The 26,513-nt window shown below is 38.4% G+C and carries 26 protein-coding genes; 9 read left to right on the top strand and 17 right to left on the bottom strand.

Annotated features, from left to right (window positions below; translation table 11 throughout):
• Positions 1-64: 64 nt before the first annotated feature.
• The 4 genes from HQN86_RS03585 to HQN86_RS03570 all read right to left on the bottom strand — a co-directional run bounded on the left by HQN86_RS03585 (position 65) and on the right by HQN86_RS03570 (position 5,337).
• Positions 65-1,261 (bottom strand): serine hydrolase domain-containing protein, encoded by a 1,197-nt coding sequence (locus HQN86_RS03585; protein ID WP_172659659.1) that lies wholly within the window; start codon positions 1,259-1,261, stop codon positions 65-67.
• Positions 1,262-1,340: 79 nt separating this feature from the next.
• Positions 1,341-1,979 carry a hypothetical protein gene (locus HQN86_RS03580; RefSeq protein WP_172659658.1) on the bottom strand — a complete coding sequence of 213 codons (639 nt, stop codon included), beginning with the start codon at positions 1,977-1,979 and terminating at the stop codon, positions 1,341-1,343.
• 40 nt (positions 1,980-2,019) lie between these two features.
• A complete protein-coding gene (locus HQN86_RS03575; RefSeq protein ID WP_172659657.1) occupies positions 2,020-4,122 on the bottom strand; it encodes a TonB-dependent receptor in 2,103 nt (700 codons plus the stop codon).
• A 12-nt stretch (positions 4,123-4,134) separates the two neighbouring features.
• Entirely contained in the window at positions 4,135-5,337 is a 1,203-nt protein-coding gene (locus HQN86_RS03570) for a GTP-binding protein (protein ID WP_172659656.1), read from the bottom strand.
• A 121-nt stretch (positions 5,338-5,458) separates the two neighbouring features.
• Here HQN86_RS03570 and HQN86_RS03565 point away from each other — a divergent pair, with 121 nt between their 5' ends.
• The 5 genes from HQN86_RS03565 to HQN86_RS03545 all read left to right on the top strand — a co-directional run bounded on the left by HQN86_RS03565 (position 5,459) and on the right by HQN86_RS03545 (position 8,745).
• Positions 5,459-5,839, top strand: coding sequence for a MerC domain-containing protein (locus tag HQN86_RS03565; RefSeq protein ID WP_172659655.1), 381 nt, complete (start codon positions 5,459-5,461; stop codon positions 5,837-5,839).
• Between the two features lie 172 nt (positions 5,840-6,011).
• Positions 6,012-6,641 carry an ABC transporter ATP-binding protein gene (locus HQN86_RS03560; RefSeq protein WP_172659654.1) on the top strand — a complete coding sequence of 210 codons (630 nt, stop codon included), beginning with the start codon at positions 6,012-6,014 and terminating at the stop codon, positions 6,639-6,641.
• Entirely contained in the window at positions 6,638-7,858 is a 1,221-nt protein-coding gene (locus HQN86_RS03555) for an ABC transporter permease (RefSeq protein WP_172659653.1), read from the top strand. The genes HQN86_RS03560 and HQN86_RS03555 overlap by 4 nt, the downstream gene beginning before the upstream one ends.
• A 10-nt stretch (positions 7,859-7,868) precedes the next feature.
• A complete protein-coding gene (locus HQN86_RS03550) occupies positions 7,869-8,309 on the top strand; it encodes a hypothetical protein (RefSeq protein ID WP_172659652.1) in 441 nt (146 codons plus the stop codon).
• Between the two features lie 10 nt (positions 8,310-8,319).
• Positions 8,320-8,745: a Fur family transcriptional regulator gene (locus HQN86_RS03545; RefSeq protein WP_172659651.1), complete on the top strand. Its 426-nt coding sequence runs from the start codon at positions 8,320-8,322 to the stop codon at positions 8,743-8,745.
• 54 nt (positions 8,746-8,799) lie between these two features.
• Here HQN86_RS03545 and HQN86_RS03540 read toward each other — a convergent pair whose 3' ends face one another.
• Positions 8,800-9,300, bottom strand: a complete 501-nt coding sequence (locus tag HQN86_RS03540; protein WP_172659650.1) for an FKBP-type peptidyl-prolyl cis-trans isomerase — start codon at positions 9,298-9,300, stop codon at positions 8,800-8,802.
• 7 nt (positions 9,301-9,307) lie between these two features.
• On the bottom strand, positions 9,308-11,323 hold the full coding sequence (locus tag HQN86_RS03535; RefSeq protein ID WP_172659649.1) for a thioredoxin domain-containing protein: 2,016 nt from the start codon (positions 11,321-11,323) through the stop codon (positions 9,308-9,310).
• Positions 11,324-11,374: 51 nt separating this feature from the next.
• On the opposite strand from HQN86_RS03535, the gene HQN86_RS03530 reads away from it, so the two are divergent.
• Positions 11,375-12,472 (top strand): mandelate racemase/muconate lactonizing enzyme family protein, encoded by a 1,098-nt coding sequence (locus HQN86_RS03530; protein ID WP_172659648.1) that lies wholly within the window; start codon positions 11,375-11,377, stop codon positions 12,470-12,472.
• Between the two features lie 67 nt (positions 12,473-12,539).
• Here HQN86_RS03530 and HQN86_RS03525 read toward each other — a convergent pair whose 3' ends face one another.
• Positions 12,540-15,125 (bottom strand): AsmA-like C-terminal region-containing protein, encoded by a 2,586-nt coding sequence (locus tag HQN86_RS03525; RefSeq protein WP_172659647.1) that lies wholly within the window; start codon positions 15,123-15,125, stop codon positions 12,540-12,542.
• 121 nt (positions 15,126-15,246) lie between these two features.
• Here HQN86_RS03525 and HQN86_RS03520 point away from each other — a divergent pair, with 121 nt between their 5' ends.
• Together HQN86_RS03520 and HQN86_RS03515 are read left to right on the top strand one after the other, a co-directional pair.
• Complete coding sequence (locus HQN86_RS03520; protein ID WP_172659646.1) at positions 15,247-15,630, top strand: hypothetical protein; 384 nt, start codon at positions 15,247-15,249, stop codon at positions 15,628-15,630.
• A 114-nt stretch (positions 15,631-15,744) separates the two neighbouring features.
• The gene (locus HQN86_RS03515; RefSeq protein WP_172659645.1) at positions 15,745-16,407 is read left to right on the top strand and encodes an HAD family hydrolase; all 663 of its coding nucleotides are present in this window, start codon (positions 15,745-15,747) and stop codon (positions 16,405-16,407) included.
• A 3-nt stretch (positions 16,408-16,410) separates the two neighbouring features.
• Here HQN86_RS03515 and HQN86_RS03510 read toward each other — a convergent pair whose 3' ends face one another.
• Positions 16,411-16,593, bottom strand: coding sequence for a hypothetical protein (locus HQN86_RS03510; RefSeq protein WP_172659644.1), 183 nt, complete (start codon positions 16,591-16,593; stop codon positions 16,411-16,413).
• Positions 16,594-16,786: 193 nt separating this feature from the next.
• Between HQN86_RS03510 and HQN86_RS03505 the strand changes: the two genes are divergently transcribed.
• Positions 16,787-17,206, top strand: coding sequence for a VOC family protein (locus tag HQN86_RS03505; RefSeq protein ID WP_317171642.1), 420 nt, complete (start codon positions 16,787-16,789; stop codon positions 17,204-17,206).
• Between the two features lie 59 nt (positions 17,207-17,265).
• On the opposite strand, the gene HQN86_RS03500 is transcribed toward HQN86_RS03505, so the two are convergent.
• The 9 genes from HQN86_RS03500 to HQN86_RS03460 form a co-directional block, all read right to left on the bottom strand.
• Entirely contained in the window at positions 17,266-18,228 is a 963-nt protein-coding gene (locus HQN86_RS03500; protein WP_172659642.1) for a 2-dehydro-3-deoxygalactonokinase, read from the bottom strand.
• Positions 18,228-19,511, bottom strand: coding sequence for an MFS transporter (locus tag HQN86_RS03495; RefSeq protein WP_172659641.1), 1,284 nt, complete (start codon positions 19,509-19,511; stop codon positions 18,228-18,230). The genes HQN86_RS03500 and HQN86_RS03495 overlap by 1 nt, the downstream gene beginning before the upstream one ends.
• A gap of 10 nt (positions 19,512-19,521) precedes the next feature.
• Positions 19,522-20,670, bottom strand: a complete 1,149-nt coding sequence (gene dgoD / locus HQN86_RS03490; RefSeq protein ID WP_172659640.1) for a galactonate dehydratase — start codon at positions 20,668-20,670, stop codon at positions 19,522-19,524.
• A gap of 12 nt (positions 20,671-20,682) precedes the next feature.
• On the bottom strand, positions 20,683-21,306 hold the full coding sequence (locus HQN86_RS03485; RefSeq protein ID WP_172659639.1) for a bifunctional 4-hydroxy-2-oxoglutarate aldolase/2-dehydro-3-deoxy-phosphogluconate aldolase: 624 nt from the start codon (positions 21,304-21,306) through the stop codon (positions 20,683-20,685).
• A 10-nt stretch (positions 21,307-21,316) separates the two neighbouring features.
• Positions 21,317-22,276, bottom strand: coding sequence for an SMP-30/gluconolactonase/LRE family protein (locus tag HQN86_RS03480; RefSeq protein ID WP_216854313.1), 960 nt, complete (start codon positions 22,274-22,276; stop codon positions 21,317-21,319).
• Positions 22,277-22,450: 174 nt separating this feature from the next.
• The gene (locus HQN86_RS03475; RefSeq protein ID WP_048906887.1) at positions 22,451-23,326 is read right to left on the bottom strand and encodes an OmpA family protein; all 876 of its coding nucleotides are present in this window, start codon (positions 23,324-23,326) and stop codon (positions 22,451-22,453) included.
• A 105-nt stretch (positions 23,327-23,431) separates the two neighbouring features.
• Positions 23,432-23,854 (bottom strand): GNAT family N-acetyltransferase, encoded by a 423-nt coding sequence (locus HQN86_RS03470; RefSeq protein ID WP_172659637.1) that lies wholly within the window; start codon positions 23,852-23,854, stop codon positions 23,432-23,434.
• 46 nt (positions 23,855-23,900) lie between these two features.
• Entirely contained in the window at positions 23,901-25,019 is a 1,119-nt protein-coding gene (locus HQN86_RS03465) for an acyltransferase family protein (protein WP_172659636.1), read from the bottom strand.
• Between the two features lie 8 nt (positions 25,020-25,027).
• On the bottom strand, positions 25,028-26,509 hold the full coding sequence (locus HQN86_RS03460; protein ID WP_172659635.1) for a RagB/SusD family nutrient uptake outer membrane protein: 1,482 nt from the start codon (positions 26,507-26,509) through the stop codon (positions 25,028-25,030).
• Positions 26,510-26,513 lie beyond the last annotated feature (4 nt).

Raw genomic sequence — 26,513 nt, 5'->3', positions numbered from 1 at the left:
AAAAATCGTGCTTACCAATTCTGTGGACGCTAAGGGAAGCGAAATTTAATTTGGTGTTTCCGCTTTATTCTTGAAGAGAATTATAGTTATAAGGAATATAATTTTGCCATTTCCAAGGGGTATATTTATCGGCAATGGCTATTTCAAGTATATCCTTAAAAATACTTTCTCCATTATCACTATTGCTCATTATAACTATGCCGGTGCCGGTTTCAGGAAAAACAATACAATAATGCTGAAATCCGTCACCGTGGCCTTCCTTAAAGGCACCCCAGCCATAAGGCGATTTAAGTAAACCCCAACCTAGTCCATAACTTAAGGATATCCCGTCGTTAGCACTGGTGTCTTTTTGAGACAATGGCCCAAATTGGGTAACAGACCGCAAACGGAACTGTGGGCGGAACATCTCTTGTTGTGATTGCTTCTTAAGTGCATGGCCTTGCAGTAATGTTTCTACAAATTTAGAATAGTCATCAAGTGTTGTTTCAAGAGTACTTGGAGAACGTGCCTCATTATCTTTGTCTTTCTCATATGCTTTGCCCTCCTGGTTATATCCAAGTGCATAATCGGCTTCAAATCGCGGTAACCAGGTATAAGCAGAGTTCTTCATATTAAAAGGGACAAATATTTTTTCCGTCATAAGTTGCGCTAAAGACTTTTGAGTAATTTTCTCAATTATTGTTTGCAAATAAACCATTCCTTCGCCCGAATAACTATATCTGCTGCCAGGCATAAACGCAACCCGTAACTTTTGGTCGGAATTATCCCATCGCCAATTTGGAAATCCAGTAGTATGATCCAGACACATTCTAGCAGTGATACGCTTATAAAGCGTATCTGTTTTAAGATCGTTATAATTATCCTGCCATTTGGTTTTTTGAGGATATTCGTAGATGGGTTTTGGTAAATAATCCTGTAGTGGCTTGTCCAGATCGATTACTCCTTCTTCTACCAGTTTTAACACCAATACTGTAAATACGGTTTTACTTAAAGATGCACCGTAAATGCTCATAGAAGGGTGTAACTTCACCGCGGCATCATTGCCAATACCAAACCCCTCCTTATAGACTACTTTATTTTTATTGAAAATTGCCAGCTCAAGTCCTTTAACTTTGGCCTTGTCCATTAAGAATAAAATTTTGTTTCGAAGTGAATCAACACTAATCGAGGTTCCATCAATCTTTTTAATCTGCTGAGCCTTTAAAACTGGACTGCTAATAAAAAGCAGAAAGGCTATCATTGCCGGATATGACTTATTCATAAGCTATTATTTATTCAAAAGTATATGTTCTATGCTTCCTTTTGTCTCCTAACAATGACATTTGTTACAAGTTTATTTTTTAATGTTCATGTTCCCCTTCATGCACTGGGTGCAATTCGAATTTTAAATCCAAATCGTTAGCCCCTGCAAACTTTGAGGCAAAATTGATATCATTCCAGTTCGCTGCCGTGATGCTGGCCTTTACTCCCGGATTAAGGTGGCGAAGTACATAACGGAAGGTAAAGCCTGTTTCTGTATGCTCATCAACCGTTAAATATCCCATTACTCCAACATTTATTTTCTTATTCTCCTTATCCCTATCGGCATAAACATAAGTTAAAATGCCATCGGGTGCACCTAATATAAATGCCTGATGGATGTTGTGTTTTTCTAGAAATTCCTGCTGCATTTCACGATTCGCAAAATCAAATGATTTAAGTGTTAGTTTGTAGGTTTTACCTTCTGTAAGATGGAGGTGTGTACCTATAGGAGGCAAGCCTTTACTATCAAAAGTTATAATGGTTGGCTTTGCTTCGGCAATAGGGTTATAATGATAATGATCCCCATGTTCCTCGCGTTCAACTTCAAGAAAAGTAAGTTCTGCTTTGCCAATCTCTTCTTCCGGCACTTCTGGCTTGGGATCCTTCTTACAGGCATTAAATGTGAGTGCGATAAGCGCTACTAAAATTGCTAATGAGTAATTGCGTAATTTGTTCATAATTGTAAATTATTATATGTAATTGATAAGATTTATTCGGTTAAAAGTTATAGGCAAGTCGTATGGTGATATTCCTTCCCATATCATGAGTATAGTATCTGTATCGATTCATATACTCCTTATAAAGGGTGTTAAATAAATTGTCTACACTAAGATTTAAGCCCAGCTCTTGCTCCCCAACCTTAATCGTTGTTCCGCCTGAAAGCTGAAAAAGATGATAAGCTCCTGGGGGAGTGGCATAGTCGCTTTCGGGCTCATAACGGGTTTGCCGACGAACGAAGCTGTGTCCTGCCTGTATCCAGGCACTATTTAAGTTCTTAAATTGAAAATCGAGATGAATATACTGATCTACCCTGTCCGACGGGATGTAAGGCAGATATTTACGATTACCAAGATCTCGCGCCCTGATTAGTGCAGCATTGAATTTATAGGACAGCACCTCAGAAAAGCGATAAGTCCCTGAAAGGCTTGTACCAAAAAATGATGCATTGGTTTGTTTATATCTGAATATTGGATAGGTACCACTTACAGTTTGTCTGAAAGTTTTATCAGGTTCAGAATAGATGTAATTATTGATATACTGAGCATAGGCATCAAGGGTAAAATTTAGTTTTTCTCTGTAATATTTTAAAGCGTTTATCCATTTGTACCCCTGCTCTGTTTTAATGTTGGGGTCGCCTATTTCATATAATCCGGCACCATGATGCAGTCCGTTACTAAACAATTCATTGGCAGTAGGTGCTCTCCAGGCTAAACCTAAGTTACTGCCTAGTTGCCAGTAAAGGTTAATTTTCCAAAGAGTCCCAAACGATCCGGTAATATTATGAAACCTGCTCTGCCCACCGTAGTATTGCTCTGTAATCTCTGAACTTTCATCACCATTGTTAGCGTACCTATATCCCGCAGCGTCAAATAGCTTAAAGTCGTATCGTAGTCCACCTTCAAACTCAAAGTTATTTTTTAACCAACGCTGAATCAGAAAAATACCGCCGGTAAAACTATCATAGTTTGGGATAAATGTATTTGCCAATGTTCCGGGAATGTTATTGTTCACCTGAAAAATCCCATTGAAGCCATGTAAGCGTTTTGTTCCGTTCAGGTTTTGCTTTTCAAAAACCATGTCCAACGTATGGGTATTCAAAATCAGATCTGTAATAGGCAATGCTTCCCTATCACCCCTCCTGAAATCATACTCTTTACGCTGATTCTTTTGAAAACCATACGTTATATCTAAAGACTGTCGATCAATAAAGTCATAGTGAGCTTTAGCTTTGAATAAATCATGTACAACTTTTTGGCGTGGAGCAGAAATGTTATACGTAAATCCATAGTTCTCCAGTGGCCTGCCTATTGCTATTCTGGCATCAATATCTTCCCTTGTGCCTACATGCGCGCTATATAAAATACCTAACTCAGTACCAAAGCGACTATAATAAACTTCATATAAAGCCTTGCCTGTATGATACCCTGCTGCTGCTGAATAATTTAACTCCTGAACTCCGGTATTACCAAGGTAATACTCGGCTGAGCGTACATTACCCGATTTTTTAAGTGTTCCCTGTAATCGCCAGCCAAAGCCTGGTAATGATTTTAATCCACCATTAAGCATTCCTGATGTGGTACCCAATCTGCCATTTGATGCGCCTATAAGGTTAAGCCCTCCTGATATACCAGCTGAACTGGGTAAAGAAGGAGGTTCTACTATAATTACTCCTCCAATTGCTTCAGCTCCATACCTTACTGACTCTGCTCCTTTTATCACATGAATTCTGCTGGCAAGAAAGGGGTCTATTTCGGGAGCATGTTCCAGACCCCATTGTTGAGCTTCGAGCCTGATTCCATTATTTAGGATCAGTATTCTGTTGCCGTGCATTCCTTCTATTACAGGCTTGGAAATGGTTGAGCCTGTTTTTAATATACTTACCCCCGGAACCTCTTTAATGGTTTCAGCCAGTCCAGAGCCTTTGGTTTGCTGAAGTTGTTTTTCTGAGAGCGTTACAGAAATACTGGTTCTGCTAATGGGCCTCACCTTATCCACAATACTCACTTCTTTCAGTTTAATCGAGTCAATTAGAACTTGAGCTTGTGCATATCCGGAAAGCAAAGCGATAAAAGCAGGAATTAAGAGTAATCTTCTCAGCATAAAAAAAAGATTTTAAAGGACCCTTTCAAAGGGATTTTCAAATTTCTCTCCCTGCCAAAAGCAAATCAGCTCTTTATGGTTCAATAAACACGAGGTTAGTTCATCATTCAATTGGTCTTTATCCATATCTTGTCCAATAAGAACAAGCTCGTTTAAACGATCTCCAAAACCCATATCCCATCTGCTTTCTATGTCTTGCCGGTTTTCCAGGTAATCTGTATAGCCGAGTCTTTCCTGCAAAGGCATACTTGCCCACCAGTTTCCTGCATTTTCGATTTTAAGGGAGCCTCCTGCCTGGGAGAAGTTGAGTGCATAATCTGGCAGAGCCGCAATCCAAAACAGACCTTTGGTTCTTAGAATGTTATTTGGAAAATCTACATTTAGATAGTTCCATAGACGCTGTGGATGAAACGGTCTTGATGAGCGAAACACGGTGCTACTAATACCATATTCTTCTGTTTCAGGCTCATGAATTGTATCTAATTCCTTAATCCAACCCGCGCCTTGCGATGAAGTTTCGAAATCAAACAATCCTGTATTGAGGATTTCTTTAAGATCAATTTTACTATATACACTCTCTATTTGTTTTGCAGAGGGATTAAGTTTTCTGATCACGGCCCTTATCAGCTTCAGATCTTCTTCACTAACCAGATCGGTTTTATTAAGGATAATCACATTTGCAAACTCAATCTGATCGATCAGCAAGTTTACAATAGTTCTGCGGTCTACCTGGTCATCAACCCAGTCTCTATCCAGCAAAAGTTCATCAGTCCCAAAATCCTTTTTAAAATTATAGCAGTCTACCACCGTTACCATTGTATCTAGTCTGCTAAACTTATTGAGGTCTATGCCCAGGTTTTCATCTACATAATTAAAGGTCTGGGCAACCGGAATTGGTTCAGAAATGCCTGTGCTTTCAATAATCAGGTAATCAAAGCGATCCTCTTTAGCCAGTTTTTCAACTTCGGTAATCAGGTCTTCTCTTAACGTGCAGCAGATACATCCATTACTCATTTCCACAAGCCGCTCTTCTGTTCTTAATAGTTTATGTTCGTTCTGAACAGTTCTTGCATCAATGTTGATCTCGCTCATGTCATTCACTATCAGCGCAACTTTTAAATCCTGTTTATTATTAAGGATATGATTTAATAAAGTGGTTTTACCGCTACCAAGAAATCCACTAAGTACGGTTACGGGTAATTTTCTCTGTTCCATAAATGCAATTGTGTTGCAAATATATTTTATTTATTATTACAAATGCAACAAAATTGCGTTTATATTTGTAATCACAATTCAAAACCAGTTGAAACGCGTACAAAAAATATATTTAAACAATATGAAGCACTTTATTAAATCCGAAAAATTAGACCAGTTGGGGATGACCGCCTCCTTAGCCTGTGCAATTCATTGTGCAGTGTTGCCCTTCGTGCTTACTACATTACCATTGTTTGGCCTTAGTTTTTTAGCCCATAGCTGGGTAGAGATGACCATGATAGGCTTATCACTCTTTATTGGCGTGTATTCACTAAGTACCTCCTATCCTAAACATAAAAGACTATTGCCTATTATAATTCTGGTAATGGGTTTTGCAATGATAGCAACAGGGCATTACCTAATAGAAAACATGGAGGCTGTATTAATCCCGACGGGAGGTTTTACCATTGCCTTTGCACATTATATAAACTGGAAATACAGCCGCAGTTGCTCACATAAATAAAATTGCATTTGCTAACTTTACAAACCACAGAAGTGATGAACAGAAAAATAATATTTGGTGCGTTTTTGCTTTTTATAAGCATGATAAATCCAGGTTGCAAACATGATAAAGTAAATGGCAGGCAGCTTTACATGAACTATTTAAAAAGCCACATTAAAAATTAAGATTAAGTATGATTGCATTAAATGCGGTAGCTCATAACTATGAGAATGGCCATAAAATAGGCTTTAAAGACTGGCAGGTAGATGATGGATCTCAATGGTTACTGCTTGGTGCGTCGGGAAGTGGTAAAACTACATTGCTTCATATCTTAACAGGAATTTTAAAGCCCCGGCAAGGTAGTGTTGTTATTAATGGCACTTCTATTTATGATTTGTCTTCAAAACACCTGGATCAGTTTAGGGGCAGAAACATTGGGATCATTTTCCAGCGTCCACACCTTATAAAAAGTCTTACGATAAAGGAAAATCTTGTTATGGCGCAAAGTTTTGCAAATCTTCCAACCAACTTAAATAGGGTACAGGAAGTTTTAGCTTCTTTAGGCATAGCGGATAAAAAGGATGCCTATCCAAGTGAGCTGAGTCAGGGACAGTTGCAGCGTGTGTCTATTGCAAGGGCGGTAATTAACAGACCAACATTACTGATCGCAGATGAACCAACGTCAAGTTTGGATGACAAAAATGCCGCAGCAGTGCTGGAGCTTTTAATAGACCAATCGGGCATTAACCAGGCTACACTTATTGTGGCTACACACGACAAAAGAGTTAAAGACGCGTTTACAAACACCTACGAATTATCATGAGCCCTTTAAAGATAAGCTGGAAAAGCATCTGGTCTAAACCATTATCATCAGTATTGAACATTATCTTGATTGCTTTTGGAACTGGTATATTAACCATACTGCTACTTGCTTCAAAGCAAATTAGTGATAAGCTGGAAAACAACTCTAAGGATATCGACCTGGTAGTAGGCGCCAAAGGGAGCCCCTTGCAGCTTATATTGAGCAGTATTTATTACATCGATTTCCCTACAGGCAATATCCCTCTAAAAGAGGCTCAGGAACTGGCTAGAAGTCCTTTTGTTAAAAAAGCAGTGCCATTAGCCCTTGGAGATAATTATAATGGCGTCCGTATTGTGGGCACCGACAGTAATTTTGTTGGTATTTATAAACTTAAGGTTAAAGAAGGTAAATTCTGGCAAAGCGATTTTGAAACCACTATTGGAAGCTCCATAGCTAAAAATCAAAAGCTTAAAATAGGTGATACTTTTTATGGCGCACATGGTCTTACAGGAAGTACGGATATCCATAAAACCCATGCCTATAAAGTTGCGGGCATTTTAACACCACAAGGAAATGTAACAGACAATCTGATATTAACGAACATTTCGAGCGTCTGGAAGATGCACGATCACGAGGAAAAGGAAGAACATGATCATGATTCAAAACACAAAGAAAAGGAAGCACCTGAAATTCAGAATAAAGAAATTACTTCCTTACTGATCCAGTACCGTTCACCAATGTCGGTAGTTATGTTTCCTCGCATGGTAAATGAATCTACAAATATGCAGGCTGCCTCTCCCGCTCAGGAAAGCACCAGATTGTTTTCTTTAATAGGCATTGGTGTGGATACCTTGCAATGGTTTGCCTTACTTATTATGTTCATTGCAGCAATAAGTGTATTTGTAAATCTGTACAACTCGTTAAAAGAAAGAAGTTATGATTTGGCCATTATGCGTACACTGGGAGCATCCAGAGCTAAGCTGTTTCTGATTGTAATTACAGAAGGGATTATGCTTACTTTAGCAGGTACAATTATTGGAATAGCATTAGGGCATTTGGCATTAGAATTTATTGGAAGCAATCAGGAAAGCAGTCAGGCACGATTAACCGGATTGATTTTACTCGGTGATGAGGCATATTTATTTGCAGCCGGACTTGCTATTGGTATATTTGCATCTATAATACCTGCTGTCCAGGCCTATAGATCAAACATCTCTAAAATATTATCAAAGAATTAAACACACATTTATGATAAAAAATATTATTCTCTTCTTATTACTTTTTACTGGTCTCGCTGTTAAGGCACAGCACAATCCTGATGATCAGATAATGTCTGACAACTGGGATGTTATTGGCAGTGTAGATTTCAAAATCGTTAAGGATACAGAGATGTTTGCAGTTTATAACAACAACATAAAGAAATTTGCCAATAAGCCCTTTGAGCTTGAGGGTTATATTGTTCCTATTAAAGACGGGATGAAACAGACTAAGTTCATGCTCTCAACCTTACCCATTAATCAATGTTATTTCTGCGGTAAAAATGGGGTACCAATTATGGTGTTGGTAGAGCTAACCGAACCGATAAAATTCACTTATCAAACCATAACTGTAAAGGGAACTTTAAAGTTAAATACTGGCAATGCAATGGATAACCCTCCAATTGTACTAACTGCAGCCAAACCTATATAAATTAACCAAGATGATAGATCCAGCCAACATATTAAGAACGCACGATTTAAAACATACCAAACAAAGGGTTCGCGTACTCGAAGAAATTGCTTTGGATAAAGCTGCTGTTTCGCAACCAGAGCTGGAGAAAAAGCTCGGTAAAGAAATAGATAGGGTTACGCTATACAGGATATTGAATACTTATGAAGATAAGGGTATACTTCATAGGATTATGGATATGAATGGAACTGCCAATTATGCAATCTGCTCGGCCTCCTGTACAGAACACCATCATCATGATGAGCATGTACACTTTAATTGTACAAACTGCCTTAAGATTTATTGTTTGGAGGTTAATGTCCCAAGAATTAAAATGCCCGAAGGTTTTACAGCTACAACCGTAACCTCAACGGCCTATGGGGTTTGTGAAAAGTGCAACAGCAGCGCGGTTCACTGATAAAAACCCCTGATCTTCTTTTCGAAAATCAGGGGTTTTTAAGCAAATTAGCTATTAATGACCTGAATGACCATCAGCACCATGCGCATGACCATGGCTCAATTCATCTTGAGTAGCCTCACGTACAGTTAAAATTTTACCAGCAAATATTAAATTTTTACCAGCCATCGGGTGGTTCAAATCTACTGAAATAACATCCTCATGAACAGCTGTAACGCCAGCTCTGAAGTGGTTACCTTGATTATCTTGTAAAGGGATAACATCACCTACTGAAGGCAATTCAACATCTTTAAACATGTCTTTAGGCAAGTCTGCAAAAGCTCCCGGATCTAATTCACCGTAACCATCAGCTGCGCTAAGTTCAAAGCTATATTCATCTCCAACATTCAGACCATCTAAATGTTCTTCAAATTTTGGCAACATCATTCCTGTACCATAAAGAAATACTAATGCGTTTTGCTCATCTGCTTTCTCTACAAAAACTTGTTGTCCTTCTTCATTAGTCGTATGCAATTCGTACGTTAATGATACTACTGTATTGGGTTTAATACTCATTATGATGTTATTTAGTTATCAATTGTAATGCTTCATCAACGGTCACTACCGGCAACTGGCACGCTTTATTTCGGCAAATATAGATTTTTGTTTCAATGCTTTGCTTATCTTTTAACAAAGGTAAGCTCGAATTTGTTCCGGCCAATGTAATTTTATTAGGGATGTAATGCATATTCAGTTCCCTTTTTATCTCTGATACCTTATCACCGGTTATAGCAATCTCATTAATTCCGAATACTTCATTAAGCAATTGAATAGCCCAGTTAGAATATGCTGAACCGTATGTTTTTATTTGAGGATGAACGGATGTAAGCATCGCAGCGGCTTTGTTTATATATTGTTCATTATCAAATAACAATCCCAAAACGTGTAAATTCTGTGCCATTGTTGAATTTGAAGATGGAATAACATTGTCCATTATTTCATGCTTACGGGCAATCAGAGTTTCACCACTGGCAGAGGTATAAAACAACATCGGACTATCCGGATCCTCAAAGTTTGCCAGCACATAATCGGTTAACTGCTTTGCTTCAGTGAGCCAGCGGTCAGCAGAATCTGATTGATAAAGCGCAATTAAAGCTTCAACAAAAAAAGCATAGTCATCTAAAAACCCCGGAATGGTTACCTTTCCGCTTTTAAAGTTGCGATACAAGCCACCGTCAGGCATACGCAAATTTGCCAGTATAAAATCGGCAGCTCTTTTTGCCAATTCATAATAATGTGGAATACTAAATATACCAGCACTTTCAGCTAACCCTTTAATAGCCATCGCATTCCATGCAGTAAGACATTTGTCGTCCAATCCCGGACGCACTCTTTTGCTACGTGCCTGTAACAGTTTAACCTTCGCTTCTCTTATCTTTTCCTGAAGCTCCATTACCGTTATTCCTTTTACATCTGCATATTCCTCTTCTTCAAACTTCCTTAAAAGTATATTGGTTTCTTCTTCTTCCCAATTCCCATCATCTGTAACGTTATAATAATTTGCCAGCAGTTGAGCATCCTCTTCTAATACGGCATCAAATTCTTCCTTGTTCCAAACATAAAACTTACCTTCCACACCTTCGCTATCGGCATCCAGAGCAGAGTAAAATAAGCCCTCGGGCGAAGTCATTTCTCTTTCAAGCCAATCAATAGTTTCCACTACTACGTCTCTAAACAGGAGAGATTTAGAATATTGGTAAGCTTCAGCATAAAGGCTTATCAGCTGTCCGTTATCATAAAGCATTTTTTCGAAATGAGGAACATGCCAATTACCATCTACAGAATATCTGGCAAATCCTCCTCCAACATGATCATAAATACCGCCGAGCGCCATTTTTTCCAAAGTAAGTAAAGCCGATACGTGAGTAGCGTCATCTTCCATCAGGTGACTATATCTTAGCATAAACTGCCAATTATTTGGCAATGGAAATTTTGGGGCACGGTTGTAGCCACCCTCAGCCATATCAAAGTATCTTTTCCAGGGCTCTATAATTTCTGTTAGATGCGCCCTGGTATATTCATCAACCTTAACATTAGGGATTACCTTTTCAGAGTTACGAATTCCATCGGTAAGCCTGTCGGCATACTGCTTAGCCTTATCAGGCTCATTGGCCCATAAGTTAGCAACGCTCAATAAAACACTGATCCAATCGTCTTTTTTAAAATAAGTACCACCATAAATTGGTCTTTGATCTGGCAGGCAAATACAATTTAAAGGCCAGCCCCCACTACCAGTCATTAACTGTATGGCCATCATGTAAATCTGATCAATATCAGGCCGCTCTTCTCTATCCACTTTAATACATACAAAGTGCTCATTCATTACTTCGGCAACTTCATGTTTTTCAAAACTCTCGCGCTCCATAACATGGCACCAATGGCATGCCGAATAACCTATACTAACCAATATTAACTTATTTTCCGCTTCCGCCTTTTGCAACGCTTCTTCTCCCCATTCATACCAGTTTACGGGGTTATAGGCATGTTGCAACAAGTAAGGTGATGAGGCTTTAATTAAATTATTGGGTTCTAAATTCATGCTATAAAGGTAAAAAGATAAGTTGTACTTTTACAGTATAGCTCTGATAACATGAAGATTACATATATCGAAATTTATCGTTTCAGCATACCAACAGAACCATTTGCAATTGCTACTGGCACTATGTATTTCGCTCAGAATGTACTCATTAAGATTTACACCAACAATAATATTTATGGGATTGGGGAATGCTCAGCGTTTCCCATTATTGTTGGAGAAAGTCAGGAAACCTGTCTTGCAATGGCAAAAGAGTTTGCCAGTATTCTTATTGGAAAAGACCCTCTTGACATACCTGAAAGAATGAGCGAGCTTCTGGGTTACGCTGCACACAACAGCACCATCAAAAGCGCATTTGACATGGCCTTGTTTGACATTGCTGCTAAAGAAGCCAGGCAACCCCTCTATAAATATTTAGGTGGTGAAAAACGCGTTGTAGAAACCGACATGACCATAGGTATCGATACCCCCGAAAACATGGCTACTACTGCAATAGGATTTAAAGCTAAAGGCTGCCGTATCATCAAAATAAAGCTTGGTAAAGATGTACACAGCGATATCGAACGGGTAAGCTTAATCAGGCAGGCAGTTGGCAGTGAAATGATTCTGAGACTCGATGCAAATCAAGGCTGGAGTTTTGATGATGCACTATATGCATTGGGAGCGTTGGAGAATTTTGATATTCAATTTTGCGAACAGCCTATGCGTACCTGGTTTGATGATAAGCTACCCGAACTAAGAGCCAACTCTCCTATTAAAATTATGGCAGATGAAAGTTGCTACAACCATCACGACGCGCGAAAGCTGATAAACAGCGGCTCGGTTGATTACCTTAATATTAAGTTTTCAAAATCAGGAGGAATACTTGAGGCACAAAAGATTCATGAAATTGCTCTACAAACCGGCACAAAATGCATGATAGGTGGAATGCTTGAAAGTAGAATAGCAATCAGTGCAAATATGCATTTTGCTTTGGCAAGCCCGAATGTGATTTTTTTCGATTTGGATTCCTGCTTACTTGGGCATCTCATTGACCCCGTAACTGGTGGTATTACCTACAATGGATATATTGTTGATATCCCCGATACTCCTGGAATTGGAGCTGATATAGATCCTAAATTCCTGAAAACATGTGAAAAATGGATAGTGTAAAAACAGTTAATTGGATTAAAATCGTCATTCTGAAATAAATTCAGAATGACGACGAGCATACAATACCTTATTGACTTTTCTTCTTAAAAAGACCATTAATTTTATCGGCAATCGCATTTTTAGCTTTTTCTGTTGCTTGTGATTTGATGGTATCAAGTTTAGCCTGAGCAACGGCTTTAATCTCCTCTTTTTTCTCGGCAACTACCTGGTTAACGGCTTCCTTAGCTCCCGCTTTTGCATCCCCTGCACCGTATTTTAGGTTAATAGTAGGTTTTAAAATTGTACCACCTAATACCGCATTTACTTTTATAGTTTCACTCATAGCAACATTAGTACCAGCCTTGCTATTCAGCTTAGCAATAAAGGCGTTTGCCGTTTCATTTGCTTTTGCTCCAAGCATAGCTCTCGGTACATTTAACCCAAGCTGATAATCCATGCTCTGGTCTAAACCATTTGAACCCTGAATATTCATCAAAATACCTTCTTTTTTAATGTCAAAAGGCGCAACATTTAAACGACCGTCTTTAATCTTGAACTTAGTAAGTACATTATTTAATTCCAACTTTTTAAATTTATCGGAACTTAACGCTGAAGCCAGTTTATTTAATGGCTCAAATCCATCAAGTACTGCCTGAATAATGTTAGTTAAACCCTCTGCATTTATAGAAGAGTAAACAGGCATCATATTTTGATCCAGATCTGAATTAAACTTTAAATTAGTAGAGAATACTCCTTTTGCGAATTTGGCAACCGGGGCCAATAACTTTACAGTATTAAAAGCAGTAAATGCTTTTTGGATATCCATTTTTTCTATGCCGAAATCAACATCAACCTTTGGTTTTTTAGGATCTATTGTGGCGTATGACCCGTTCATCTTCACCGTACCATCAAGCATGTTCATACCCATATCCTTAAAGTATATGGTCTTGTTTTTAACTTCTAAAACTCCCTTTGCATTAGTGATATCATAATTATCATATAGCACCCGTCCCGCTTTTGCGGTCATATCAAAATCAATATTTCCGGGCACTTCAAATACAGTTAATTTCGAATCGCTCTTTTTTTCTGTTTCCACTGTACTTTTTGGTCCCATCAGCTCATTAACATCAATTAAGTTCGAAGCCACGTTGAATGTTCCTTGTAAAGCCTGGTTCTTTTTAAAGAAGTAGCTCAGGTAGTTATTTACCGTACCATTTGCGGCGAAATCACTTTTACCAACCTTAGCTGTAAGGTTACTTAACGTGATATTTTTAGGGCTAAAAGACATTTTTGCCGAGGGCACACTGACTGGCATCGGCACATTTTTACCTGAATAATTGAAATTGCTTGCCAGCATTTGTCCTGATGCTTTGAATGCTTCATACTGTCCTTTATCAATAGATGATTTACGTCCTGCCGCCTGCACATCTGCATCCAGAATACCACTTAAGGTCATGTCCTTCATCGGGAAAATTGTTGTCAGCTGTTTTAAATCCAGCTTTCCTTTAAGTGCCATATCCAAAAATGGATCGGTTGTCGGATTTTTCAATAACAATCTTCCATCAATTGGTGCATTCCCAAACTCCATATGAAATGCAGGTACATTTACAACGGTATGATCCATTACACCATCGGGATTGCTGATTTGCGATTTCACTTGTATGTTATTAATTGCAGAAGGTAAAGAAGGATATTTTATCTTACCATTTTCTATAGAAAGGTTAACATTAAAAGCAGGCAATGATTTCTCATTATAGGTCCCTTTCGCACTTCCGTCCATTGCAAATTTACCTGTAGCATCCATGTCCTTAAAATTACTGGCATAAATTGCGGGTATTAAAGAAAGGAAATTTTTAAGTTCAGATTGCTTTGCATCAAACTTAAAATCCATAACTATGTCCTTATCATTTGGCATGGCAAGGTATCCCACCGCCGACAACAACAATTCATTAAGTTTAATCTTATTCTCGGCAAAAGTGAACTTCATATTCTTCATATCGATATCAATAGGAAGATCAGCATCAAGCTTTACCTTGTTCAAATAAGGAATACCACCATACTTAACTGTTAGTTTTTCTATATCAGACTGGGTTTTAAGGGTAAATAAATCTTGAGTAAAATCACCAGTACCTGTATGGTTCAAATTATCCATCTCCATGAAAAAACCTAAAGAGGCATCATCATAAACAACTTTACCTTTTTCAATTGCATACTTTTGCAAGGCTACTTTGAAAGCAGTTTTAGCAGTATCTGCTCCATCAGTGCCGGTACTATCTTTCTTTGCAATATCCCAGTTGGCCTGACCACTTTTCAATACTTTAGCCAGAATCTTTGGTTCTTCAAGATTAATTGATTTTATCTCATACTTTTCACCCTTAATCACACTCATTAAGTTCACATTCAATTGAAGTTGCTTAATGTTCGCTAAAGTGTCTTTAGCAAAGCTATCGATACCCAAAACCGTTAAGTTGTTGATCTTTATCCCCAGGTTAGGGAACGAACGGATTAAAGTTAAATCCAGATCTTTAAAATCTACTTTAGCATTTACACTCTCATTTATAGACGATTTAATCTTTGCATCAATCTCCTTTTTAAAGAACAAAGGAATTGCAGCCGCAGCGGCGAATAAAACAACAAATAAACCGATTACAACAATTGATATCTTTTTAAGCATGTATTTAATATATAAAATCTTTTAAAACTCCTTCATAGCAATAAACACACCAAATTACTTTTATTGATTAAACCATTCCTATCTTTATCCCTCTATAACTCTAGAATAACAAAAATTGTATATGAAAAGATTAATCTTCACAGCGATATTATTCATTAGTATGGGTACTATGGCATTTGCACAAAGTGATAAAAAGGTAAAAAAAACTCCTGAACAAAAGGCTCAGCATGCAACGGAGGAGTTGACTAAAAAGCTATCACTAACAGCCGATCAAAAGTCGAAAATTGAGGCAATAAACCTTGAAAGCTTTAAAAAAGTAAAGGATAGCAATCCTAAAGGCGAAAAGAAAGACAAAGCTGCTATTAAAGCCGCTAAAGATGAAAGAGATAACAAAATAAACGCAGTCTTGAACGACACTCAGCGCAAAGCTTACAAAGAGTTTAAAGCAGAAAAGAAAAGCGAGAAGAAAGCAAACAAAAAAGATGCTCCAAAAAAAGCTGAATAATAACTACACCACTTGCTGACTTCATGTTATAATACCCGCCGTCATCTCTCCTGTCGTTGAGATGACGGTAGCTTTAAGAACGGTATGCTCTTTTAAAATTCTTAACTTTGTTTCATGAATAAAGAAATTGCTGTCATTTTTGACATGGACGGTGTGATCTGCCATACCAATCCTTACCATTCCCTCGCCTTCCGTGAGTTTTTTTCGACAAGAAACTTAGCTCCTACAGATGAAGAGTTCGCGCAACACATGTTTGGCAAATCGAATAGCTATATCCTCAGCCACTTCTTAAAAAGAAAAATTGAAGGCGAAGAACTTCTGCAATTAGAACAGGAAAAAGAAGGTCTTTTCAGAAAAATATATGAACCCAATGTAGAACCAATTTCAGGTTTAGTTGAGTTTATAAATAACCTAAAAAACAATGGTGCAAAATTAGGTGTAGCTACTTCGGCTCCATATGCCAATTTGGAACTGATACTCAACAAAGTGCCCATTAGAGAAATATTAGGGTCTGTAATGGCCAGCGAAGATGTGAAAAAACATAAACCTGATCCTGAGGTTTACCTTACTTCGGCCAAAAATCTTGGCGTGTCACCTGATCAATGTATCGTGTTTGAGGATTCTTTTTCTGGTGTCTCGGCCGGATTAAATGCAGGCATGAAAGTAGTTGGTGTACTTACCTCTCATACCAAAGAAGAACTTCCTCCTTGCAACTTATATATCGACGACTATAAGAACCTGTCTTATGATACCATAAGTCGGCTAATTGACAAATAGAATTTACTTCTTTACGGTAATGCTTCTTCCTGTTACAAGAATAAACTTGTAAATCCGGTATAGGCCATCATCAGTAATTTCTATTTTCTCAACCAAGCCGGTTTTACTAAATGTATCGGTAACCAGATTACCAATTTTTACATCTTGTAATACACTCGATGGTGTTTCGTTATTTAATCTAATCATGACAGCAATGCGAAATTAAGAACCAAAGGTAGTTCTAAAATGTTATTTTAAGGCTAATCAATATAAAGAGAAAAACTTGTCGCAAACAGCCCCTAAAATTGACCTTTTCGCACCTCTCTGCACCCATGAGTATTCTATAAATTTGTTTAACAACAATTTTTAAACTTACATAACTCAGAAAAACATGGCAAAAATGAATCCTTACTTAAACTTCGACGGCAAAGCCGAAGAAGCTTTTAATTTTTACAAATCTGTTTTTGGTGGTGAATTTAGTGCTGTCCACAGAATGACGGAAGCACCAGAATCTTCACAGCTTCCTGAAAATGAAAAAAATGGAATAATGCACATTGCATTACCAATTAACGAGCATACTACACTAATGGCATCAGATATCCTGCCTTCATGCGGACATATTTTAAATGCAGGAAACAATGTGCAAATATCACTTCATCCTGTAAGCAGAGAAGAGACAGAACATCTTTTTAACGGACTATCAGCAGGTGGAACCGTTGAAATGCCCCTTGAAGATACTTTCTGGGGTGCTTATTTTGGAAGTTTTAAAGACAAATTCGGAGTCCAATGGCTGGTGAATTTTGAACAAGGCCAAAAATAAAGAGATCTTAATGCGGTAGTTAGAAAAAATGCCTGATGAAGACTTTCATCAGGCATTTTTTAATATAAATTAATAAATCTCGAAAAGATGACCAGCTGTCCCTTAATAAGGGCCAGATCTGCATCAATTTCCTTATTAATCCTTAAACCAAGTTCATCACAAGCCAATTTATACAAAGAAGCATGTACTGCCCCGCCTACCAAATAAATTGGTATTTCTGGTTTTAATCCACCCAGCTCCGTACCAATCAGTAAGCCGCTTAAATAGTGTAAGTTTTGCTGAGAAGGAATGTTTTTAAGCACCTCATTGGTTCTCACCATAAAACTGGCATGTAAGAGATTTGAGTGCCTACTTGCCTTAACCCCTTCCTTAAAGCGCTCCTGATTTTGAGGATCACCAAAATCTCCTCCTTCCTCTACCGAAGCCGATAATATGCTATTCACAGATAGAAGATTAAAAAATTCACCCGTCATATAGGTCTTAAAGCTTACCGCCTGGCTATTTTTTATCACAATATGCTTAGGGTGTGTACCCGGCAGAATTAACAATTGCTCCTGATCTTTATTATCCAAAAGCGTATCGCAGCCCACAATTTTAGTTTCCTCGCCACGCATTACATCACAATCAGCCATGGCTCCAGATATAATTACAAACGGGTTAGCTCCCGTACTATCAGCCATAAACTCTGTTTTCAGATCTGAACCGTCAAGATTAAATGGCAATTTCTTATAAGGCAAGTCCACCATTCCAATGGTAGACGAGGCCATCCCCGAAAACAGGACAGGGATACCGTCAGTTACCATATTTAAATTCTGCTGCAATGATCTGATTTCATCTTTTACGATAGATGCATAAAAATCTGCCCGCGACAAAACAGTTCCTCCCTTTTCCTGCCAAAGTTTATAAGTATCCGAAATTCCACGGCTACTCTTTGTTTCAGCAACAACGGCAAGATTTTTCGCCTGAATCAAACGAAGTCTGAAGGAACTTGTCCCCCAATCACAGCTAAAAAAATGATCCATTAATTCTTCGTTTTAATACGTTCCACGTTCCCAACCAGAAAGATGTATGAGCATGCCCCCATAAACCCTAAAACTGCGATAAAGATCAATGCCGGGGCAAAATTCCCGCCGCTGGCCAGAAACCCGATAACAATTGGTACGACTATCCCCGAAAGCTGCCCTATAAAATTGAATACCCCACCCGTTATGTTAATAAGGTGCTTTGGCGCAAGGCTGGAAACAAAGATCCAGGTAATCGATGCAAAGCCCACTCCAAAAAAGGATAAAGCCATAAAGAAAATGATTAGCCCAGGTGTATCAACAAAATTAGCTCCCAGAATAAATACGGAAATTAAAAGCCCAATAATGATTGGTCTCTTACGTGCTTTTGCGGCAGATACTCCTTTTTTTATTAAATAATCAGATAAAAACCCAGAGCAAAGCACACCAGCAAATGCTGCAAGGTAAGGTATGGATGCCCAGTATCCAGATTTGATAAAATCCAACCCCCTGTAATCAACCAGATACTTTGGAAACCAGGTAAGGAAAAACCACAAAGTGGAATTGACCGCAAACTGACCTATATATATCCCCCATAATTTTCGGTGCGACAATACTTCTTTCAAATCAGCCCACTTAAACTTCTTTTTTGAATCTGCGTCGGCAATAGATTTTCCATCCATTAACCCTCCTCCGCTCTCTATGAGTTTAAGCTCTGCTTCATTTACTTTCGAATGTTTTAAAGGATCACGGTAAAAAACATACCATACAACTCCCCATAACACACCTATTAAACCGGTTACCACAAATAAACCCTTCCAACCCACATAAAATTGAATTTTCGAAAGTACCGGCATTAAAAAAGCCAACCCCAGAAACTGGCCCGAAGTATAAACTGCAATTGCCGACGCCCTTTCATTATCAGGAAACCAATTACTCACCACCCTGTTATTAATTGGAAATGCAGGGGCCTCAAATGCTCCGGTTGCCATTCTAAGGCCAAATAGCGTAATAAACCCTTTGGCAAAACCTTGTACAATGGTGGCAAATGACCAGGTGATGAGACTAACCGCATATAGAATACGTGGACTAAAGCGGTTCACCAATATCCCACCTGGAATCTGAAACAACAGATATGTCCAGCTGAAAGCAGAAAAGATCAGTCCCATCTGCACAGACGAGAATTTAAACTCTTTACCAATATCAGAGGCTGCAACTGCCAGATTGCTCCTGTCCATGTAATTGATAACTACATTAACAAAAATCAAAAAAAGAATCTGATAGCGAATTTTCGTTGGCTTCATATTCTATAATTTACCATTCAGCAACACTGCCATCCTCATGTCTCCAAACAGGATTCCTCCAGTTATGCCCAATCGCGGCCATTTTTCTTACATGCTCTTCATTAATTTCAATTCCTAACCCAGGCTTATCCGGAATTTTCACATATCCATTTTCATACTCAAAAACAGTTTTATCGGTTAAATAATCCAGCAGGTCACTTCCCTGATTATAATGTATTCCTAAACTTTGCTCCTGAATAAAGGCATTATGACAAGTTGCATCCACCTGCAGACATGCCGCCAGAGCAATCGGCCCTAACGGACAATGTGGTGCAGCCGCAACATCAAAAGCCTCTGCCATAGAGATTATCTTTTTACACTCCGTTATTCCCCCGGCATGGGAAACATCAGGTTGAATAATATCAACATATCCTTCCTTCAGCAGCGTTTTAAACTGCCACTTCGAAAACATCCTTTCACCTGTAGCAATAGGAATAGAAACATGATTGGCTATCTCCCTAAGGTCTTCATTATTTTCGGGCAATACCGGTTCTTCAATAAACATTGGACGGTATTGTTCCAGCTCCTGCGCCAGAATTTTAGCCATAGGCTTATGCACACGGCCATGAAAATCTATTCCAATTCCGAATGCAGGTCCAACTGCCTCTCTTACCGCAGCTATACGTTTTATGGCCTCATCAATTTTATCATAACTATCTACATACTGAAGTTCCTCAGTAGCATTCATTTTTACTGCTAAAAAACCTTGCTCAGCCATTTTCTTTGCGGCCAGTCCTACATCAGCCGGCCGATCTCCGCCAATCCATGAATATACCTTCATCTTATCCCTGGCTTTTCCACCTAATAACTGATGAACCGGAGCATTAAAAAACTTTCCTTTAATATCCCAAAGTGCCTGGTCTATACCTGCTATCGCACTCATCAGAATTGGGCCACCACGATAAAAACCTGCCCTGTACATCACATTCCAATGATCTTCAATATTCATAGGATCCTTACCTATAAGATATTCCATTAATTCTTCAACCGCAGCTTTTACTGTTGCCGCTTTTCCTTCAATAACAGGTTCACCCCATCCCACAATCCCCTCATCAGTTTCAATCTTTAAAAACAGCCATCTTGGTGGCACCTGGAACAATTCGTAGTTTCTAATTTTCATGTTGGGATATTTTTATAAATTAACTGCCTGAACAAAGGCTTGAGCTTTAGCAGTAAGTTTGGAAAGATATTCTGGTGTAACTTCTTGTTTGGTATTAACCAGTGCACTGCCAATTCCAAATCCAACAGCACCAGCATTTTTAAAGTCTTTAATGTTTTCGAGCGTGACACCTCCTGTGGGCAATAGCGGGATTTGAGGTAATGGCCCTGCAATGTCTTTTAAATAAGAAGGAGAAGTTGCCGGAAATACTTTCACAATGTCGGCTCCATTTTTATAAGCATAGTAGATTTCAGTAGCCGTATATGCACCCGGAATATTCACTACACCAAGGCTTTTTGCTATTTTAATCACCTCTATATCCACTATTGGAGAAAGGATAAAGCTTGCTCCTGCGGCAACAGCCTTTTTTGCCGAGTCAACATCAAGAACAGTACCTGCACCAATGATCATCCTGCTACCGAATTTATCGATAAGCTCTTTTATAACAGTAAGTGGCTGCGCCGAGTTCATTGTAATTTCGAGTATACGAATCCCTCCTGCATATAATGCTTCGGCTATTTTTATCACGTCGGCAGGATTTGCACCGCGAATAATGGCAATAATTTTATGTTCTAAGATCTGAGATAATGTAGACATAGGAATATAATTACTGACCTGCTTTTTTTGCCAGGTCAACTTTTAATAAATAGTTATCGGCAGTAATGAAAAGTGTTTTATAATTATCTGCAAAGGCACAATTGGACGTACTGCCTTCAATCTTTATTTTTCCAAGCAGCGTACCCTTCTTATTGTATATCCAAACTCCGCCCTGGCCGGTTGTAAAAACATTGCCTTGCTTATCAATCTTGATACCGTCAGTACCCCTGTCATTTTGAAAAATCCTTCCATTTATCAATAATCCGTCTTTATTCAGATCATAAAGGTACAAATAGGGCTTTTCACCATCTGAATTTGCTATTAATAAGCTTTTTTCGCCCGGGAAGAAAGCGATTCCATTTGGCCTTGAAATCGAGTCTACTAATAAGGTTACTTCTCCATTTTTAGAAATCTTATATACTCCCTGATACGGAGCTGCTTTTGATGGATTATTGACGCCCTTTTCTAGCCCATAAGGTGGGTCTGTAAAATAAGTATCGCCATTGCTTTTAACAATCAGATCGTTCGGGCTATCGAATTTTTTTCCTTTATATTCATTTGCAAGTGTAATATACTCTGCCTTAGGATCATCCAACGAAGCATTCATGAGCGCTACTCTCCTGTCGCCATGTTGGCATAACAGCAGTTGTCCTTTGTGATTAAGCGTTAACCCGTTCGATCCCAGTTCTTCTGTTCTGGGCTGAGTTCCGGTGTAGCCTGAGTGTTCAAGATAAACCTCCTTACCTTTTTCGGGTGTCCATTTGTAAACAGTATTGTTTAAGACATCTGAAACCAACAACATCCTTTTGCTTTCTATCCATAGTGGTCCTTCAACCCAACCGAAACCATCGGCAATCACTTCAACCTTAGCATCATGATTTATGATGGCATCCAATTCTTTACTTAATTTTTCTATTTTCCCATCGGGTTCTTTTTTTGTTGGCTGTGCAAACAAAACAGATATGTTCAAAAAGATGATTAAAAAACAGGATACGGCACTGCAGGACTTGATTTGGTTTATCATTTGGCATAAAAAAAGCATGAACAATAACGTAAGATAAAAATAAAAATATTTATCCTCGTAAAGTCATGCTTCTTTATTCTGATTTGCGATCTCTTGCGAATCAGATAACACTATTCCTGCCTATTCTTTTACAGGTTCTTTAGCTTGTTCCGGAGCTTTACCAATTAACTCCATAAACTGATCTAATTTAGGTGTTATAATAATCTGTGTACGTCTGTTTCTTGCTTTGCCATCTGGCGTATCGTTTCCTGCAATCGGATTATATTCACCTCTACCTCCGGCGGTTAAGCGTTTCGGTTCTACACCATAATTATTCTGCAACGACTGAACTACTGATGACGCTCTTAAAGCACTTAAATCCCAGTTGTTTCGAATATTTGTTTGCGAAATAGGTACGTTATCCGTATTACCTTCAATCAATACATCATACCCCTGGTAATCTTTAATGATTTTAGCAATTTTGCTTAGTGTTTCACCCGCTTTATCTGAGATTTCGTAGCTTCCAGATTTATAAAGCATGTTATCCGACAAAGAGATATAAACTACTCCTTTTAGCACTTTCACGTCCACATCTCTCATTTCTTCTCTACTTAATGAACGTGTAAGGTTATTGGTTAACACCAAATTAAGTGAATCACTTTTGTTTTTAGTATTTACGAGGTGTTGGATGTATTTATTTGAGGCATTAATCTCATCAACCAATTTAGAAATATTTACATTACCCTGGCTGGTAGAGCTCAAACATTTATCAAGCGCGGCCTGCAAAGAAGCTGAGTTTGCTTTTTCTGAGGCAATTTGTTCTTCTAAGCTTTTTACTCGTGATGTTGTTCCAGAGAGTTCCTGTTGACCGGACTGATACTTCTGATTCAAATCCTTAGTCTTTTCTTTTAATTGATCGTAACTAGATTGGAGATCGTTATACTTTTTGTTACTAACACAACCCTGGGTTACCACAGCTGCTATCAGTACTACCGGTATTAAACTGGAAAATTTCATAATCCTATTAAATTTATAAGTCAAAATAATAGAACTGCAATCTTTATGCCATGCTGCTCTTGATCTATAATTAAAGAGGTGTCCAAAACGCGTTTTGGACACCTCCTATAAGAACTTTACAAAATCTTTCGGATATTCAACAAAGCCCTGTCTTAAATAAAACCGGTGTGCATCAGTACGTCTTGCATTGCTGTGAACCATAATTCTTTTACATTTCCTTTCAATAGCTAATGCAGTGCAGCGCTCTTCCAAAGCTTTACCAATTCCCAGGCTTCTGGAATTATCATCAACCACAAAGTAGCTAATTACCGCATAGTCAGCTTCAAAAGCTATTTGAGGAATGAAATGAAGGGATAAAAAACCTAATACCTTTCCTTCTAATTCACAGACAAGGTCGCAATGATCAGAAGATTTAGAGAGATCAATGAGTTTTTTCGCAATAAACCCTTCTTCAGTAGGATAACCAAGTTGTTCCATTAAAATCCGAATAGCGCTGGCGTCCTTTTGTTCTGCTTTCCTGATGTTCATAACCTTATTAGAAATAAAAGTCTAATCTATAACTTTTAGGTCATACTTAGATTTTAACATAGATCTTCTTTTTGTCCATTATATACCCAACCAGCCAGCAAACCATCATAAAGCTCAGCGCAAAAACCAGCGTCCCAAACGCTCCGGGAAATAAAGGTTGATAAAAAACGTTGTTGATCCAGTTGTAAAAGCTCAGCCCCGGTTTTACCCATATTAACTGAAAAACGACCAGCAAGAGTTCCGACAAAAGATAAATAGCCAGAGAGTTCCTCCCAAATACCAGAAAAAAATTATTCCCAAAGTTGATCTTCTTTATCTCTATAAAGTAAATAAGAACCCCTATGATCACCAGATCCAAACCCACTGTGAGCAACACAAATGAGCTGGTCCAAAGCTTTTTTGCTATTGGAAAAAATTGTCCCCAAAACAATGAAAGAAAAATAAGTAAGGCACCAACAAGCAGTAGCTTAGCCACAGACTCATAATTTCTTCCTTTCTCCTGAATATAGGCTCCTGCCAAATATCCACCGATCACATTAACAATACCTGTTAGCGTGCTAAGCAGCCCCTCAGGGTCAAATGCAATTGGCCCTCCTTTATCATGATATAAATGAGCGTCACCCAAAATAAAAATATCCAAACGAGTACCCGCATTACCGAGCATGGTATATTCCTGACCTTGTTCTCCAAACAGCAATAAAAATACCCAGTAACCTAAAAGCAGGGCTATTGAAATGATCAGGGCAGATTTTTTTGAGCAATAATGAACAATTAGCGCCCCAAACAAATAACAAAGTGCTATACGCTGTAATACTCCCATTATTCTGGTATTACTAATCTCGTTAAACACCCAGTTACCATCGTCTCTATGCATAAATGGGAACCAGTACATTAAATAACCCAGTAAAAAGATAATTGCAGATCTTTTAAATATCTTCATCAAAAAACTGCTATCACTTTCAAATTTCTTTTTTGAAAAGCTCAATGCATTACCAACTGCAAAAAGAAATGATGGAAAAACCAGATCAGTTGGCGTAAAGCCAAACCATGCGGCATGATCTAAAGGAGCCCACTGTGGGGCTCCTGAACCTGGAGAATTTACAATGATCATAAAACAAATGGTCATTCCTCTAAAAATATCCAGGGTGGCAAATCTTTCTTGCATAAATGAGTTTAGTAATTCGGATTTTGTTTTAACACACCGTTACTTTTATCTATCTCAACCTGAGGAATTGGATAATAATAATGCTTAGGACGCACAAAAGTCACTGTTTTGCCCTGATCTACCGGAGCTTTTGATTTTGCCAGATTATATATTGCCGCTATATCAACTAAGTTCTTTTTATCCCATCTCATCAAATCCTGATGTCTTTCGCCTTCTCCTGCCAATTCAACACGTCTTTCATGAATCAATTCTTTCATTCCTGCATTTACAACAGGGGGTAATAATACTGATGCCCTGCGTCTTACCTGGTTAATCAATGCATCACCAGCTCCAGCGCCCTGAGTACGGATCTTTGCTTCGGCAACTAAAAGATAAATATCAGACGACCGCATTAACGGAACTGCATAATTATGGTCTACACCATTTCCTTCCGAAGAACCGGCCGGAAAAAACACCGCGTACTTACGAAAGCTAAATCCGGTTGATGACAAATCTGATGTAAACTCAGTATCACCTTTGCCATCCCCTAAATCTATCTTATCTCCTACGCTTAATAATGTAGCAGATTTACGTGGGTCGTTTAATTCAAATTCATCTGCGAGTCCTTTTAATGGCTGACTAAATCCGTATCCTCCCCAGGCTCTTGGAATATAATAAACTGTATAATCATTAGACATCACATTCTGTAATCCTTGTACAGACATCAGGAGCTCAGTACTGTTTTTGTTAGCTCTCGTAAAGTTCTCTGCATAAGTAGCTGCCAATGCATATTTACTATTGTTTATTAACTTTTCACCGGTTGTAATTGCTTCCGGCAACTTTTCCCAATACATATACAATTTAGTTAACAACCCTAGAGCCGTTCCCTTACTCACCCTTCCAAAATCCGCAGCGCCATAGTTTTCCGGTAAAAGGTCTACAGCTTTCAAAAGATCTGCTTCAATTTGTTTGCGAACCTCCTCAATTGAAGATTTTGGTATGTTGAAGTTACTCTTAGCGTAATCTTCCTCACTAACAATTGGTACCTCGCCATAGATTACCATTAATCTCCAATAGCCAAACGCCCTGAAGAAATAAGCTTCTCCCATGCTACGGTCTTTTATAGCTGGAGTAATATCAGTGATTTTTGGGATGTTGATAATCGCATTTGTTGAGCGGTTCACCGTCTCATATTTATAGGTCCAGCTAAAATTTATCTGTGCATTCGATGCATTGTAAGTCAAATTCTCTATTGCTTCATCCTCAGCATGATCTCCTGAACGCCAGTAATCATCTGATGCTACATCAAATGTAGTTTCAGCATGAGAAATGTAATCTTCTTGGGCTAATAAGTTATAAATACCAGAAATTGTATTTACAGCATCGGTTTCATTTCTGAAATAGTTATCTGTATTGTAAACCCCTTTCTGAGTGAGGTCCAGATTTTTCTTACATGCAGTGGAAAAAGCCACTACAAATAGACATGTATATATGATATATTTTGTTTTCATGGTG

It is taken from the genome of Pedobacter panaciterrae (genome assembly GCF_013204795.1).
GTDB lineage: Bacteria > Bacteroidota > Bacteroidia > Sphingobacteriales > Sphingobacteriaceae > Pedobacter > Pedobacter panaciterrae.
Note: the sequence above shows the minus strand (reverse complement) of the source record. Positions and strands in the feature narration are given on the sequence as shown.